At 64.4% G+C, this 14,856-nt stretch carries 14 protein-coding genes and 1 tRNA gene; 5 read left to right on the forward strand and 10 right to left on the reverse strand.

What is annotated here, in order from left to right; translation table 11 throughout:
- Positions 1 to 8: 8 nt before the first annotated feature.
- The 5 genes from ACODS9_RS02705 to ACODS9_RS02725 all read right to left on the reverse strand — a co-directional run bounded on the left by ACODS9_RS02705 (position 9) and on the right by ACODS9_RS02725 (position 4,298).
- Positions 9 to 950 (reverse strand): ribose-phosphate pyrophosphokinase, encoded by a 942-nt coding sequence (locus ACODS9_RS02705; RefSeq protein WP_016391678.1) that lies wholly within the window; start codon positions 948 to 950, stop codon positions 9 to 11.
- Positions 951 to 995: 45 nt separating this feature from the next.
- Positions 996 to 1,070: transfer RNA gene (locus ACODS9_RS02710), tRNA-Gln, on the reverse strand.
- 20 nt (positions 1,071 to 1,090) lie between these two features.
- Complete coding sequence (gene ispE / locus ACODS9_RS02715; RefSeq protein ID WP_489093177.1) at positions 1,091 to 1,951, reverse strand: 4-(cytidine 5'-diphospho)-2-C-methyl-D-erythritol kinase; 861 nt, start codon at positions 1,949 to 1,951, stop codon at positions 1,091 to 1,093.
- 4 nt (positions 1,952 to 1,955) lie between these two features.
- Entirely contained in the window at positions 1,956 to 2,573 is a 618-nt protein-coding gene (gene lolB, locus ACODS9_RS02720; RefSeq protein ID WP_046857139.1) for a lipoprotein insertase outer membrane protein LolB, read from the reverse strand.
- Between the two features lie 3 nt (positions 2,574 to 2,576).
- Complete coding sequence (locus tag ACODS9_RS02725; RefSeq protein ID WP_401111724.1) at positions 2,577 to 4,298, reverse strand: tetratricopeptide repeat protein; 1,722 nt, start codon at positions 4,296 to 4,298, stop codon at positions 2,577 to 2,579.
- A 670-nt stretch (positions 4,299 to 4,968) separates the two neighbouring features.
- On the opposite strand from ACODS9_RS02725, the gene hemA reads away from it, so the two are divergent.
- Genes hemA through murI form a run of 5 tightly spaced genes read left to right on the forward strand, consistent with a single transcriptional unit; the run spans position 4,969 to position 9,696 of the window.
- Positions 4,969 to 6,246, forward strand: a complete 1,278-nt coding sequence (gene hemA, locus ACODS9_RS02730) for a glutamyl-tRNA reductase (protein ID WP_038707349.1) — start codon at positions 4,969 to 4,971, stop codon at positions 6,244 to 6,246.
- Positions 6,243 to 7,325 (forward strand): peptide chain release factor 1, encoded by a 1,083-nt coding sequence (prfA, locus tag ACODS9_RS02735; RefSeq protein ID WP_258599364.1) that lies wholly within the window; start codon positions 6,243 to 6,245, stop codon positions 7,323 to 7,325. The genes hemA and prfA overlap by 4 nt, the downstream gene beginning before the upstream one ends.
- 1 nt (position 7,326) lies before the next feature.
- Positions 7,327 to 8,157 carry a peptide chain release factor N(5)-glutamine methyltransferase gene (prmC, locus tag ACODS9_RS02740; RefSeq protein ID WP_367857124.1) on the forward strand — a complete coding sequence of 277 codons (831 nt, stop codon included), beginning with the start codon at positions 7,327 to 7,329 and terminating at the stop codon, positions 8,155 to 8,157.
- Positions 8,151 to 8,906, forward strand: a complete 756-nt coding sequence (locus ACODS9_RS02745; RefSeq protein ID WP_489093178.1) for a molybdopterin-synthase adenylyltransferase MoeB — start codon at positions 8,151 to 8,153, stop codon at positions 8,904 to 8,906. The genes prmC and ACODS9_RS02745 overlap by 7 nt, the downstream gene beginning before the upstream one ends.
- Entirely contained in the window at positions 8,899 to 9,696 is a 798-nt protein-coding gene (gene murI, locus ACODS9_RS02750) for a glutamate racemase (RefSeq protein WP_489093179.1), read from the forward strand. Before ACODS9_RS02745 ends, murI begins: the two co-directional genes overlap by 8 nt.
- A gap of 41 nt (positions 9,697 to 9,737) precedes the next feature.
- Here murI and ACODS9_RS02755 read toward each other — a convergent pair whose 3' ends face one another.
- From ACODS9_RS02755 to ACODS9_RS02775, 5 genes are all read right to left on the reverse strand, one after another.
- Positions 9,738 to 10,418, reverse strand: coding sequence for an SDR family NAD(P)-dependent oxidoreductase (locus ACODS9_RS02755; protein WP_489093180.1), 681 nt, complete (start codon positions 10,416 to 10,418; stop codon positions 9,738 to 9,740).
- A 3-nt stretch (positions 10,419 to 10,421) separates the two neighbouring features.
- A complete protein-coding gene (phrB, locus tag ACODS9_RS02760) occupies positions 10,422 to 11,858 on the reverse strand; it encodes a deoxyribodipyrimidine photo-lyase (RefSeq protein ID WP_489093181.1) in 1,437 nt (478 codons plus the stop codon).
- A 21-nt stretch (positions 11,859 to 11,879) separates the two neighbouring features.
- The gene (locus ACODS9_RS02765; RefSeq protein ID WP_489093182.1) at positions 11,880 to 12,749 is read right to left on the reverse strand and encodes a MerR family transcriptional regulator; all 870 of its coding nucleotides are present in this window, start codon (positions 12,747 to 12,749) and stop codon (positions 11,880 to 11,882) included.
- Complete coding sequence (locus tag ACODS9_RS02770; protein WP_046857129.1) at positions 12,739 to 13,704, reverse strand: YbgA family protein; 966 nt, start codon at positions 13,702 to 13,704, stop codon at positions 12,739 to 12,741. The genes ACODS9_RS02765 and ACODS9_RS02770 overlap by 11 nt, the downstream gene beginning before the upstream one ends.
- Positions 13,705 to 13,809: 105 nt before the next feature.
- Positions 13,810 to 14,796 (reverse strand): NAD(P)/FAD-dependent oxidoreductase, encoded by a 987-nt coding sequence (locus ACODS9_RS02775; RefSeq protein ID WP_046857128.1) that lies wholly within the window; start codon positions 14,794 to 14,796, stop codon positions 13,810 to 13,812.
- Between the last annotated feature and the right edge of the window lie 60 nt (positions 14,797 to 14,856).

Raw genomic sequence — 14,856 nt, forward strand, 5'->3', positions numbered from 1 at the left:
TGTTCCGCTTAGCGGAACATCGCGCTGATCGATTCTTCGTTGCTGATGCGGCGTACCGCTTCAGCGACAACCGGTGCGATATCCAGCTGGCGGATACGGTCACAGGCTTGAGCAGCGGCGGACAGCGGAACGGTGTTGGTTACCACCAACTCGTCCAGTACCGACTTCTCGATGTTCTCGATCGCGCGGCCCGACAGGACAGGGTGCGTGCAGTAGGCGTAAACCTTGGCAGCGCCGTGTTCTTTCAGGGCCTTGGCCGCGTGGCACAGGGTGCCGGCGGTGTCGACCATGTCGTCTACCAGGATGCAGGTGCGTCCTTCGACGTCGCCGATGATGTGCATAACCTCGGAGTGGTTAGCCTTTTCGCGGCGCTTGTCGATGATCCCGAGATCGACGCCCAGGGACTTGGCGACGGCGCGAGCACGCACCACACCACCGATGTCCGGGGAAACGATCATCAGGTTCTCGAAACGCTGGTCTTCGATGTCGTCGACCAGTACGGGCGAGCCGTAGATGTTGTCGACGGGGATATCGAAGAAACCCTGGATCTGGTCAGCGTGCAGGTCGACGGTGAGTACACGGTCGATACCTACGACAGTGAGCATGTCAGCGACGACTTTGGCGCTGATGGCTACACGTGCCGAACGCGGACGGCGGTCCTGGCGGGCGTATCCGAAGTAAGGAATCACGGCGGTGATTCGCGACGCTGAGGAGCGGCGGAAGGCGTCGGCCATCACTACCAGTTCCATCAGATTGTCGTTGGTTGGGGCACAGGTGGGCTGAATGATGAAGACGTCTTTACCGCGGACATTTTCGTTGATTTCAGCACTGATTTCGCCGTCGGAGAACTTACCGACAGAAACATCACCCAGTGGAATATGCAGCTGACGTACGACACGCCGAGCCAGATCGGGGTTTGCATTCCCCGTGAAGACCATCATCTTGGACACGCGCAGTACCTGAAGGCTGAGGGTAACCTGGATGAGTATAAGAAATGGCAGGGGCGGCTGGATTCGAACCAACGCATGGCAGGATCAAAACCTGCTGCCTTACCGCTTGGCGACGCCCCTGTATCTGTTGCTGCGAATTCTTATGAACTCGACTTCTTGATCAGACTTTGCAGCTTGCGATGCAACATCGAAACATTGCTTCCTTTCGCCACAAACCCTGTTTGGGTCTCTGAAAGAAGGGCCAGAACTTTATCAGCTTCGGCTTTGCTTGGGAAGGCCCCAAACACACAACTTCCAGTGCCGGTCATTCGAGCTTCGGTAAATTTACCCAATGAAATCAGCGCATTGCGAACTTCAGGATAACGTTGCTCTACTACCGGTTGGCAGTCATTTCGACTGTTTCCCTCGGGAACGGGGCGCATCTTAAGGGGGAGGGAATCACGTGTCAACTCTGGATGCGAAAAAATTTCCGCTGTACTGACAGACACTTGCGGCACCAGCACGACATACCAGGGTTCGGCGGGGTCGACCGGGGTCAGTTGCTCGCCGACACCCTGGGCAAAGGCAGCATGGCCACGGACGAACACCGGCACATCGGCGCCAAGCGAAAGGCCCAGGGTCGCCAGGCGGTCTTCGTCCCAGTCCAACTGCCACAAGTGCGCAAGTGCCAGCAGGGTGGTCGCCGCGTCAGAGCTGCCGCCACCGATGCCGCCGCCCATGGGCAGTACCTTGTTTAGCCAGATGTCGGCACCGAGCTGGGTGCCGGACTGGGTCTGCAGCATGCGCGCCGCGCGAACGATCAGGTTGCTGTCGTGGGGCACGCCGTCAATTTCCGTGCGCAGGCAGATCTGGCCATCGTCGCGCACGGCGAAGCTCAGTTCGTCGCCATGCTCGAGAAACTGGAACACGGTTTCCAGCTCGTGATAACCATCGGCGCGGCGCCCGGTGATGTGCAGCCACAGGTTGAGCTTGGCCGGCGCAGGCAGTGTCAGCTTTTGCATCGAATCAGTGCCCCAGCTGGCGTGGCTGCCAGTCCTTGACCACCAGGGTCACGTCGATGTTCTCGCCGTGCAGCTTCAGGCGCTCGGGCAGCCAGTAGCCGTTCTGCTCCACATAGCTCAGGTATTCGACCTTCCAGCCGTCCTGGGCGAGGCTGGCCAGGCGGCTGTCGCCGTCGAGGGTCAGTTGGCTCTTGCTGTCCGGGGCGGGCAGGCCGCGCACCCACCAGACCAGGTGCGACACCGGCAGGCGCCAGCCCAGTTGTTCTTCCAGCAGGGCCTCGGGGTTGGCCGCCTCGTAGCGGCCCTGGTTGGCGACTTCCAGCACCACGCCGCCGGGGCGCCCGGTCAGGCGTGCCGCGCCGCGGCCCAGGGGGCCCGCCAGGCGGATGTCGTAGTAGTCCTGACGTTGCAGCCAGAACAGCGTGCCGCTGCCCGAGTCACGCGGGGCGCGGATGCCGACCTTGCCGTTGATCTGCCAGCCGTCGAGGCTGCCCAGCTGCTGTTTGTGCTCGCGCCACAGCTGCGGGTTGCCCTGGCCCTGCACGGCTTCCTTGCTGCCGAAACCGGCGCAGCCGGCGAGCAGGGCGATGAGGGTGAAGGTGATGCAATGACGCAGAAACATGGTTTACAGGCTCTCGGATCCGGTCAGGCGCAGTAGGGTCTTGCGCAGGATGGGGCTGTCGGCCTGGGCTTCAAAGCCCTTGGCCCAGACTTGGCGGGCTTCGCGGCGTTTGCCGTTGGCCCAGAGGACTTCGCCCAGGTGGGCGGCGACTTCATGATCGGGGAAGCGTTCGAAGGCCAGGCGCAGCTGGCGCTCGGCTTCCTCGAGGTTGCCCGTGCGATAGGCGATCCAGCCCAGGCTGTCGAGCACGGCCGGGTCGTCCGGGGTGAGCTGGTGGGCTTTTTCGATCAGCGCCTTGGCTTCGCCGTAGCGGGTGGTGCGGTCGGCCAGGGTGTAGCCCAGAGCGTTGAGGGCCATGGCGTTTTCCGGCTCGCGGGCGATGATGGCGCGCAGGTCTTTTTCCATCTGCGCCAGATCGTTGCGCTTCTCGGCAAGCATGGCCCGGGTGTAGAGCAGGTTGAGGTCGTCGGGGTAGCGTTTTATCGCCTGCTCCAACACTTGGGAAGCCTGGGCATCCTTGCCGTTGTTGCCCAGGCTTTCGGCCTCGATCAGGTACAACTGGATGGCGTAGTCCGGCTGCGCCTCGCGAGCCTCGGCGAGCAGTTTCGAGGCTTCGGCGCTGCGGCCGTTGGCAATCAGGATATCGGCCTGGCGCAGTTGTGCCGGCAGGTAGTCCGGGCCGGGGCCGACCAGGGCGTACTCGCGCAGGGCGGCGGCCGGCTGGCTGCGTTCTTCGCGGATGCGGCCGAGGTTGAGGTGGGCGGCATCGACATTGGCGTCACGCTCGACCAGTTCCTGCAGGTAGCCTTCGGCCTCGTCCCAGTGCTTGGTCTCCAGGCATACCAGGGCCAGCGAGTAGCGGATCTCGTCGTCTTCCGGGTATTGCTGGAGCAGGCTCTCGAACTCGGCCTTGGCGTCGTCGATGCGGTCCTGCTCGACCAGGGTGCGCGCGTAGGTCAGGCGCAGGCGCTTGTCTTCCGGGTTGTCGCGGATCGCGCCGCGCAGCAGCGGCAGGGCCTCCGGACCGCGGTCCAGGGCCTGCAGCAGGCGGGCGCGCAGCAGCACCGGGGCGATCTCGCCGTTCTGTGGCGGGTGGGCCTCGAGCAGGTCGAGTGCCTGTTGCGGCTTGTCATCCTGGTTCAGCAGCAAGGCCTTGCCAAACACCAACTGGCTGTTCTCGGGGTACTTCACCAGCAGGCGGTCGAAGCTTTGCATCAAGCCGTCGCGGGTATGCTGGTCGGTCTCCGCGGCCGACAGGGCGAGGAAGTCGAAATGGGTATCGCCCTGGCCTTGCAACACCTTCTCCATATAAGTCATGGAGTCGTCGTAACGCCCGGCGCGTGCCAACTGGATGGCGGCGGCGCGCTGGGCGTCGAGGTTCTGCGGGTCGTTGCGGGCCCAGATCAGCGCGGTGTCCAGGGCCGGCTCGTCGGCGCCCAGGTACTCGGCGATGCGATAGGCGCGTTCGGAGACAGCCGGGTCCTGGGTCTTCTCGGCCTGATCGACGTAGTTGGCCAGGGCGATGTCGAAGCGGTTGCGCTGGCCGGCCAGTTCCGCCACCAGCAGGCTGTACAGGGTGTCCTGCTTGAACGATCCGTACACCACGGGCTTTTCCGCGCTCTTGCCGGCGTCGGCGGCGGGCGTCTGAACGTCCGTCTTCGGGGCCAGGCTCTGGCAGCCTTGAAGCAGGGCGAGGGCAAGCAGCAATGCGTAGGATTTGTTCATAGGGGCTTATAAAGAGGCTAAACCGGCGGTCGGAGCATGATGACACAAGCGCGATGGCAAACCCACCTGCGAAGGTCGTGGTGTGAAGCGGCGCTTCGGAGTATAGGGACAATACATGGCGGTGGTGGTTCGCAAACGGCCTTGCGGCATCTTGCCGTTGCCGTTGCCGTTGCCGTTGCCGTTGCCGTTGTTTTTGCTTTGCTTCTAAGCGCGCGGTAGTTCAGGCAACGCAAAATGCGACTTCAGGAGGCCGAACGTAGGTCTTGCGGAGGGAGGTGACGGGCATGGATGCCCGTCAAGCGCTGCGCCCCAGGATGGGGCGTTCAGCGCGGTCCTCCCGGGAGCAAGGCCGGAGTGAGGGGACCCCGGAGCGAAGCGTAGGGGCCGGATGAATGGAGCCGGGCGGCTTTGGTTACTTTGGCCGTCCAAAGTAACCCGCCGTAAGGGCGGAAAGGTGACTGTGAGTCGCCGCAGCGAATGAATGCGCATACAGCTTTCAATACACACGCTCTAAAAAGCCAAAGCCAAAGCCAAAGCCAAAGCCAAAGGCAGACAGAGGTGGCGGGACAACCAATAGCCTGGCCGCATTAGCACAATAGCGAACGGTGGTTGTTCTAAAACCTGCGAAGTAGGACAATTATCGGCTTCACGTCCCAACCAGCGATCTTGCATGGCCTTTCTTGCCCTTGGTATCAACCATAAGACTGCCTCGGTAGACGTACGCGAGCGCGTGGCGTTTACGCCCGAGCAGCTGGTCGATGCCCTGCAGCAGCTGTGCCGACTGACCGCCAGCCGCGAAGCGGCGATCCTGTCGACCTGCAACCGTAGCGAACTCTATATAGAACAGGACCACCTTGCCGCCGATGCCGTGCTGCAATGGCTGGCCGACTATCATCAGCTGAGCCTCGACGAGCTGCGCGCCAGCGCCTATGTCCACGAGGAGCATGATGCGGTCCGGCACATGATGCGCGTGGCCTCCGGCCTCGATTCGCTGGTGCTCGGCGAGCCGCAGATCCTCGGCCAGATGAAATCGGCCTACGCCGTGGCGCGCGAGGCCGGCACTGTCGGCCCGCTGCTTGGGCGCCTGTTCCAGGCCACCTTCAGTGCCGCCAAGCAGGTGCGCACCGATACCGCCATCGGCGAGAACCCGGTGTCGGTGGCGTTTGCCGCAGTGAGCCTGGCCAAACAGATCTTCTCCGACCTGGGCCGCAGCCAGGCGCTGCTGATCGGCGCTGGCGAGACCATCACCCTGGTCGCCCGCCACCTGCACGAGCAGGGCGTGCGGCGTATCGTCGTGGCCAACCGTACCCTGGAGCGCGCCAGTATCCTCGCCGAACAGTTCGGTGCCCATGCAGTGCTGCTGGCGGACATCCCGCAGGAGCTGGCCAACAGTGACATCGTCATCAGTTCCACCGCCAGCCAGTTGCCGATCCTGGGCAAGGGCGCGGTGGAGAGTGCGCTGAAACAGCGCCGGCACAAGCCGATCTTCATGGTCGATATCGCCGTGCCGCGAGACATCGAGCCGCAGGTCGGCGAGCTGGACGACGTCTACCTCTATACCGTCGACGACTTGCATGAAGTGGTCGCGGAAAACCTCAAGAGCCGCCAGGGCGCGGCCCAGGCCGCCGAGGAACTGGTATCGGCGGGCGCGGACGATTTCATGGTGCGCCTGCGCGAGCTGGCGGCGGTGGACGTGCTCAAGGCCTACCGCCAGCAGAGCGAGCGCCTGCGCGACGAGGAACTGCAAAAGGCCCAGCGCCTGCTGGCCAACGGCGGCAATCCCGAGGACGTGCTCATGCAGCTGGCCCGGGGCCTGACCAACAAGCTGTTGCATGCTCCCAGCGTGCAACTGAAAAAGCTCTCCGCCGAAGGCCGCCTCGATGCGCTGGCCATGGCCCAGGAACTCTTCGCCCTCGACGAGGGCTCGACGGACAAATCCCCGCAATGAAAGCGTCGCTGCTGAACAAACTGGACACGCTCCAGGACCGCTTCGAGGAACTCACCGCGCTGCTCGGTGATGCCGAAGTCATTTCCGACCAGACGCGCTTTCGCGCCTATTCCCGCGAATATGCCGAGGTGGAACCGGTCATCGGGGCCTATAAAGAGTGGCGCAAGGTCCAGGACGACCTGGAAGGTGCCCAGGCGCTGCTCAAGGACGCCGACCCCGACCTGCGCGAGATGGCGGTCGAGGAGGTGCGCGAGGCGAAGGAGCAGCTGGTCGGCCTTGAGTCGACGCTGCAGCGCATGCTGCTGCCCAAGGACCCTAACGACGGGCGCAACGTGTTCCTGGAAATCCGTGCCGGCACCGGTGGCGACGAGGCGGCGATCTTCTCCGGCGACCTGTTCCGCATGTACTCGCGCTATGCCGAAAAGCGCGGCTGGCGCCTGGAGATCCTCTCCGAGAACGAAGGCGAGCACGGTGGCTACAAGGAGATCATTGCCCGGGTCGAAGGGGACAGCGTCTACGGCAAGCTGAAGTTCGAGTCCGGCGCGCACCGTGTGCAGCGTGTGCCGGAAACCGAGTCGCAAGGCCGTATCCATACGTCCGCCTGCACCGTGGCGGTGTTGCCCGAGCCCGACGAGCAGGTGGCGATCGAGATCAACCCGGCCGACCTGCGCGTGGACACCTACCGCGCATCCGGTGCCGGCGGCCAGCACGTCAACAAGACCGATTCGGCGATCCGCATCACCCACTTGCCCACCGGCATCGTGGTCGAGTGCCAGGAAGAACGTTCGCAGCACAAGAACCGTGCCCGCGCCATGTCCTGGCTCTCGGCCAAGCTCAACGACATGCAGACCAGCGCCGCGCAGAACGCCATCGCCAGCGAGCGCAAGCTGCTGGTCGGCTCGGGCGACCGCTCCGAACGCATCCGTACCTACAATTATCCGCAGGGCCGGGTTACCGACCACCGCATCAACCTCACCCTTTACTCGCTCGACGATATCCTCGCCGGTGGCGTGGACGCGGTGATCGAACCGTTGCTGGCCGAATACCAGGCCGATCAGCTGGCTGCCCTGGGGGACTGAGATGACCATCATCGCCAGCTTGTTGCGCAATGCACAGTTGCCCGATTCGCCGACCGAACGGCTGGACGCCGAGTTGCTCCTGGCCGCGGCCCTGGGCAAGTCGCGCAGCTACCTGCACACCTGGCCCGAGCGTATCGTCAGCAGCGAGGCGGCAGCCGCCTTCGCCGGCTACCTCGAGCGCCGTCGCGCCGGTGAGCCGGTGGCCTATATCCTCGGCCAGCAGGGGTTCTGGAAGCTGGACCTGGAAGTGGCGCCGCACACGCTGATCCCGCGTCCGGACACCGAGCTGCTGGTGGAGACCGCCCTGGAGCTGGTTTCGCCCAAGCCCGCCCGGGTGCTCGACCTGGGCACCGGCACCGGGGCCATCGCCCTGGCCCTGGCCAGCGAGTGTCCTGGTTGGCAGGTGATGGCGGTGGACCGTATCGACGAGGCCGTGGCCCTGGCCGAGCGCAACCGCCAGCGCCTGGGCCTGGGCAATGTCCAGGTGCGTACCAGCCACTGGTTCGACGCTCTCGCAGGTGAGCGCTTTGACCTGATCCTCAGCAACCCGCCCTACATCCGCGCCGCCGATCCGCATCTGGTGGCCGGTGACGTGCGTTTCGAACCCAGTAGCGCGCTGGTGGCCGGTGAAGACGGGCTGGACGATCTGCGCGTGATCGTCGCCCAGGCTCCCGGGCACCTGTTGCCTGGTGGCTGGCTGCTGCTCGAACATGGCTACGATCAATCCGCCGCGGTTCGTGAATTGTTGGTGATCGGCGGCTTCACCGAGGTGGTCAGCCGCGTTGACCTGGGCGGCCATGAACGCATCAGCCTGGGGCGCCTGCCATGCTGAGCGACCAGGAGCTGTTGCGCTACAGTCGGCAGATCTTGTTGTCGCAGGTGGATATCGACGGCCAGTTGCGCCTGAAACACAGCAAGGCCCTGGTCATCGGCCTCGGCGGGCTGGGCTCGCCGGTGGCGCTGTACCTCGCCGCGGCGGGTGTCGGTGAGCTACACCTGGCCGATTTCGACACCGTCGACCTGACCAATCTGCAGCGCCAGGTGATCCACGACAGCGACAGCGTCGGCATGAGCAAGGTCGATTCGGCTATCAGGCGTCTGCAGGCGATCAACCCGCAAGTCAGCCTGATTGCCCTTCGCCAGGCGCTGGACGAGGATTCGCTGGCCGCCGCAGTGGCGGCAGTCGACGTGGTGTTGGACTGCTCCGACAACTTCGGCACCCGCGAGGCGGTCAACGCCGCCTGTGTCGCCGCTGGCAAACCGCTGGTCAGTGGCGCGGCGATCCGCCTCGAGGGCCAGTTGTCGGTATTCGACACACGGCGCGACACCAGCCCCTGCTACCACTGCCTGTATGGCCATGGCAGCGAAGCCGAACTGACTTGCAGCGAGGCCGGGGTGATCGGCCCGTTGGTAGGGCTGGTTGGTAGCCTGCAGGCACTGGAGGCCCTGAAGCTGCTGGCAGGTTTTGGCGAGCCACTGGTGGGTCGCCTGTTGCTGATCGACGCCTTGAGCACCCGCATGCGCGAGCTGCGGGTCAAGCGCGATCCGGCCTGCGCCGTGTGCGCCACGCGCCATGGCTGAGCGCACGGCGCCGGTGGGCGTGATGGACTCCGGCGTCGGCGGCTTGTCGGTGCTGGCCGAAATCCAGCGCCTGCTGCCCAGCGAGTCCTTGTTGTACGTGGCCGACAGCGGCCATGTGCCGTATGGCGAGAAATCGCCGGACTACATTCGCCAGCGCCTGCGGCACATCGCCGGGTTTTTCCACGAGCAGGGCGCCAAGGCCATGGTGCTGGCGTGCAACACCGCCACCGTGGCCGCGGTGGCCGACCTGCGCGAGCTGTATCCGGACTGGCCGCTGGTGGGCATGGAACCGGCGGTCAAGCCGGCGGCGGCGGCGACCCGCTCCGGCGTGGTCGGCGTGCTCGCGACCACCGGTACCCTGCAGAGCGCCAAGTTCGCCGCCTTGCTCGACCGTTTCGCCAATGATGTGCGGGTGGTCACCCAGCCTTGCCCCGGGCTGGTCGAGCGAATCGAGGCGGGCGATCTGTTCAGCGAGCAACTGCGCCAATTGCTGTCGGGCTATGTGAAGCCGTTACTGGCGGCCGGCTGCGACACTTTGATCCTGGGTTGTACCCACTACCCGTTCCTGCGGCCGATGCTCGCCGAAATGGTGCCTGCTGAGGTGGCGATCATCGACACCGGGGCTGCCGTGGCGCGCCAACTGCAAAGGTTGCTGGAGGCGCGCGGGCTGCTCGGCGAGGGGCCCGCGCAGGCGACCGCATTCTGGAGCAGTGGTGAGCCGGAACGCCTGCAGAATGTCTTGCCGCTGTTATGGCATCAGCCTGGCAGCGTGCAGCGCTTCCTGCCTTGAGCTGACCCATGCAGGAGCGGGCAAGCCCGCACTTGCATGTATCAGCTGTTCTTCGGCAGCGGCCACAACTCGCCTGGATCGAGAACTTCGAGCACCAGTTCGGGTTGACGCTGACCCAGGCGTGCCAGCAACTCCTGCGCGGCACTTTGCGCCGTCCAGGGCTCCGGAATGGCCTGTGCCGAGGTCACCGGGTCTTTCAGCGATTGCGGTGCCACGATGGTCAGGTCGATACCCAGCGCCTGCAAGGTGGAACGCTGCTGGCGAAGCCACTGTGGCAGGCTGTTGCTGCCACTGGCTGGCTGGTTCGGCTCGTATAGCTGCAACGCCGAGTAACGGCTGAGAACAGCCATCACCTGTGGATTGTCACCTTTGGCCAGAAGCGGCAAAGCGCCAACCAGGCACTGTTCGGTGGCGCTCAGGTTGCTGCTGACGATCTGTTCGAACAGTTGCGCCTGCGTCACATCGACAGGCAGGTAATCGCAGCTTCCGGCATTGATGATCAGGCAATCCAGCGCGCTCCAGCGGCTCGGGAGGCGCTGGGCGGCGTCCGGCAAGTGGTCCTCGAGGCGCACCAAGTGTCCACCGTAGCGTTGGCCCAAGTTGTCGAGTTGCTGGCTATCCCTGCCACTGGCGGCAACCTGGTGCCCGCTGGCGAGCAACTGTTCCACCAAGGCCAGACCAAGTCCGTGGCTGGCTCCTGTAATCCAGAAACGATGTGTCATGCTCTAGGCCCCCTGATCCTGCCAGCTGGACAAGCCTTTGAAAGCTTCCAATGCACGTTGGCGACTACTGTCGAGATCGACTATCGGGTTCGCATAATGATTTGTAGCAAATAGATCGGCAGATTTCACCGGGTAGTGAATCGATTTATCGTCCCTGTCCTTCAATTCCGGCAGCCATCGACGAATGAACACACCCTTCGGGTCGAAGCGCTGTGACTGGGTAACAGGATTGAAAATGCGGAAATAAGGCACTGCGTCAGTGCCTGTAGAGGCGCTCCACTGCCAGCCGCCGTTGTTGGCTGCCAGATCGCCGTCTATCAGGTGGCGCATGAAATGCCGCTCGCCATGCCGCCAGTCGATCAGCAGGTTCTTGCTGAGGAACATGGCGACGATCATGCGCAACCGGTTGTGCATCCAGCCGGTGTCCAGCAACTGACGCATGGCGGCATCGATGATAGGGAAGCCGGTGCGGCCTTCCTTCCAGGCCTGCAGGTCGGCAGGCGCATTGCGCCAGGGTAGCGCCTCGGTGTGCGGACGGAAGGCGCGATGCCGCGAGACGCGGGGATAGCCCACCAGGGTGTGCTTGTAGAACTCGCGCCATAGCAGCTCGTTGACCCAGGTCTGCACACCGACGCTGCCACTGTCGAATTCACCCCGGTTGCTCCCAAGGGCCGCGTGCAGGCACTGGCGTGGCGAGACCACACCCGCAGCCAGGTAAGGCGAAAGCTGGCTGGTACCGGCCCGGGCGGGCAGGTCGCGCAGTTGCGCGTAATCCTCGACGGTTTCGTCGACGAAGCGTTGCAACCGCTGCCGTGCTTCATCCTCACCGGCTGGCCAGTGCTGGCGCAGAGCGTCTGAGGGTGCCTCGAAGCCGTCGATATGCTCGGGTATGGCGTCGCCGTGAATACCCAGCGCCTCTTGACGACGTACCGGGGCGCCGAGCGAAGGGAGGCCGTGGTGCAGATGTTCCAGGCAGACCCGTTTGAACTGGCTGAAGACCTGGAAATACTGGCCACTGCGGGTCAGTACGCTACCGGGCCTGAACAGCAACTGGTCGAGGTGGGCGGTAGCGCCGATTCCTGCGTTTTGCAGCAGGTTCCAAGTCGCTTCGTCGCGTCGGGTCTCGTTGATGCCGTATTCCTCGTTCCAGTGCACGGCCTCGATGCTGTGCTGGCGGCAGACATCGAGCACGCATCGCGGTGCGTCCTCCCACGTATCGACTTGACGAATCAACAGAGGAATATTCAGCGCCGCGAGTGACTGGCGCAGCAGCCGCAGGTTGCGCAGCCAGAAGTCGACCTTGCAGGGGGCGTCGTCATGGGCCAGCCACTGGCCAGGGCTGGCGATCCACAGGGCCACGGTCGGGCCGCGCTGGCAGGCGGCCGCGAGAGCGGTGTTATCGTCCACACGCAGGTCACTGCGTAGCCATATCAATTGCATGGAATACGAGCCCAAGGTTGGTCAGGGTTGTTGCAGGCCGCGCAAGGCGGCTTGCGGGCTGTCGAACAGGTACAGGTCGGTAAGCGGCAATGCGCGTAGCTCGGCCTCATGGAGAGTGACCGTGCTGCCACCCAGGAGTTTCCTCACCGTGATTTCCCGCAGCATGCGGCCCAGTGCGGCGAGGTCGGGGCGGCGTCCGAGGTGCAGCAGCAGTGCTTGAGGTTGCAAGCGCTCCACGGCTTGGCGCAGCTGACGAGGCTCGACCGACCACTCGAGAATCTCCAGAGGGTGGCCGTTGCTGCTAAGCAGCCAGGCGCAGAGCCAGAACTCCGGGTCGAAGGCTGTATCGTCGGTACGGGCGAGCAGCACGCAAGGGCCGGTGAGCGAGTGGCCGTCGTGATAGACCCGCGCGCCCAGCTTGCTGCGCAACCAGGTCTGGAAGAACACTTGCTCCAGGCGGGCGTCGAAATGGGTTTGCCAGCGCAGAGTGAGGGCCTCCAGCAGGGGGAGGAGCAGGCGCTCGCACACGGTCACGGCGGGGTAGAGGGCCATCACCTGGTTCAATAGCTGGTCGAGAGGGCGCTGTGCAAGTCGAGCGATTGCCGTGATCAGTTGCTCGATACGTTCGCCCCATTCGCCCTGGAGGGTTGGCGGGGTGTTCTCCGTGTTGTCCAGCAGCTCGCGCACCTGGCTGATTGCGGCGCCGCGCTCCAGCCAGCGCAGCGCGGCCTTGACCCGATGCACCTGGTCTTGTGGATAGAGGCGATGCCCCTTGGGGGTGCGCTGAGGCTTGATCAGGCCGTAGCGACGCTCCCAGGCGCGCAGGGTGACCGGGTTGACGCCGGTGAGCCGCGCTACCTCGCCGATAGGGAGCAACTCGTCAGATGGCATTGCGTAGTCCAAGGTCTTCCGGGTGGGGTTGCAGGTAGGCCTGTTGCAACAGGTAAGGGTCGGGGTGGCAGCGCAAATGGTGCTTGAGCAGGGTCAATGGGACCACCAGCGGCACCACGCCTCTCTGGTACTGGCCAATGACCTGCTGCAGCTCGGCCTTGTCGCCCTGGCCCAGGTCATTGCGCAGGTAGCCGCTCAGGTGCTGCAGCACGTTGCCATGGGTGCCTCGGCTGGCGCAGCGGCGCAGGGCCTGCATCAACTGGCTGAAGTAGCGCGGGCCAAGCTGCTGCGGATCGTCGTCCCGGCGCATGTTGCCGAGCAGGCGGCCAAGGGTGCGGTACGCTTGGGGGTTGTGCGCCATGAGCAGGTACTTGTAGCGGGCATGGAAGCGGATCAGGGCGCCGCGGCTCAGGCCCTGGCGCAGCTGCTGCTGCCAGTCGGCATAGGCATACACTCGGGCTATGAAGTTTTCCCGCAGTACCGGGTCGTGCAGGCGACCTTCTTCCTCGACCGGCAGGTCCGGGCGCAGAGCGCAGAAGGCCGCGGCATAGACACCGCGACCATGATGAGCCGGGTGGCCGTCTTCCTGGTACACCTTGACTCGTTCGAGGCCACAGGACGGTGACTTCTGCATGAAGATGTAGCCGCAGATATCATCCAGTTCGCCGGCCATCTGCTCACCGTAGGCACGCAGTGGGCCGGCGAGGTCGGTGGTGCTGTTGCGCGTGCCGGTGACTGCCGGATGTTCAGGGTCCCCCACCAGGCGGATGGGTTCGCGTGGGGTGCCCAGGCCGATGGCGACTTCGGGGCACAACGGCACCCAGTCAAAGTGCTTGTCGAGCAGGTCGAGACACAGGCTGGAGGCCTTGTGGCCGGCGTTGTAGCGCACGTTGAGGCCGGTCAGGCAGGCGCTGATGGCCAGGCGCGGCTTGCCGTTGGGCGAGGGAGCGTTCATCACTGTCTCCGAATGACTTGTACAGGCAGCACGATTTGTACAAGGCAATTTCAGCACAGATGCAAACTTATACAAACAAAATTTTTGTATAAGTTTTATGAGCGACTAGTCCAGATGCTCCAGCAAGCGCCTGGCGGCTTCCTGGCCGCTGAGCCAGGCGCCCTCGACGCGCCCGGACAGGCACCAGTCGCCACAGGCGTACAGGCCCAGGTCGGCATCGGCCAGCGTGCCCCACTCATGGTTGCTGGTGGGGCGAGCGTAGAGCCAGCGGTGGGCGAGGGCAAAGGTTGGCGCGGGTACCACGCACCCGACCAGTTCGGCGAACTCCCCCCGCAGCTGCTCGATCACTTCTTCCTTGGCCAGGTCGATATGCTGCCTGCTCCAGCTGGAGGTGGCATGCAGCACCCAGGTGTCGAGTTGCTCGTCACGGCCCGGCTTGCTGCGGTTGCGCGCCAGCCAGTCGAGCGGGTTGTCCTGGACGAAGCAGCCCTGCATGGGGGTGTCGAGTGGTGTCTCGAAGCCCAGGGCGATGGCCCAGGTCGGCTCCATCTGCACCCCGGCGGCAACCGCCGCGAGTTTCGGCGCGGCCGCCAGCAGCGGTGTGGCCTGAGGGGCCGGCACGGCGATCACCACGCGGCTGAACGGCCCATGGCTGCAGCCTTCGGTGTCCTGCAGGTGCCAGTACTGTTTGCCACGGAATACCTCGGCGATGCGGCAGCCGAAGTTGACCGTGACATCCTTGAGCAGGCCACGGGTGATGGCGCTCATGCGCGGCACGCCGACCCAGCGCAGCTGTTCGTCGGGGGAGGGCGTCAGTTCGCCATCGCGATAGTTGTAAAGCTGTGGTTTCCACTGCTCGGCCCAGCCTGAGGCGACCCAGTGCTGGACCTGCTCGACGAAGCGCCGGTCACGGGCTGTGAAGTACTGCGCGCCCAGGTCGAGGGCCCCGGCCTCGCTGCGCTTGCTGGCCATGCGGCCTCCGCTGCCATGGCCCTTGTCGAACAGGTGGACGGTCTGCCCGGCCTTCTGCAGGGCCTGGGCTGCGGACAGGCCGGCGATACCGGCTCCGATGATGGCGATGGGTACTGTCATGATGGCCTCTTCGAACCTAGCTTTACGCAGCGTACGCTGCCAGGCAAACCTGTACAATGC

It is taken from the genome of Pseudomonas sp. FG36 (assembly GCF_057809275.1).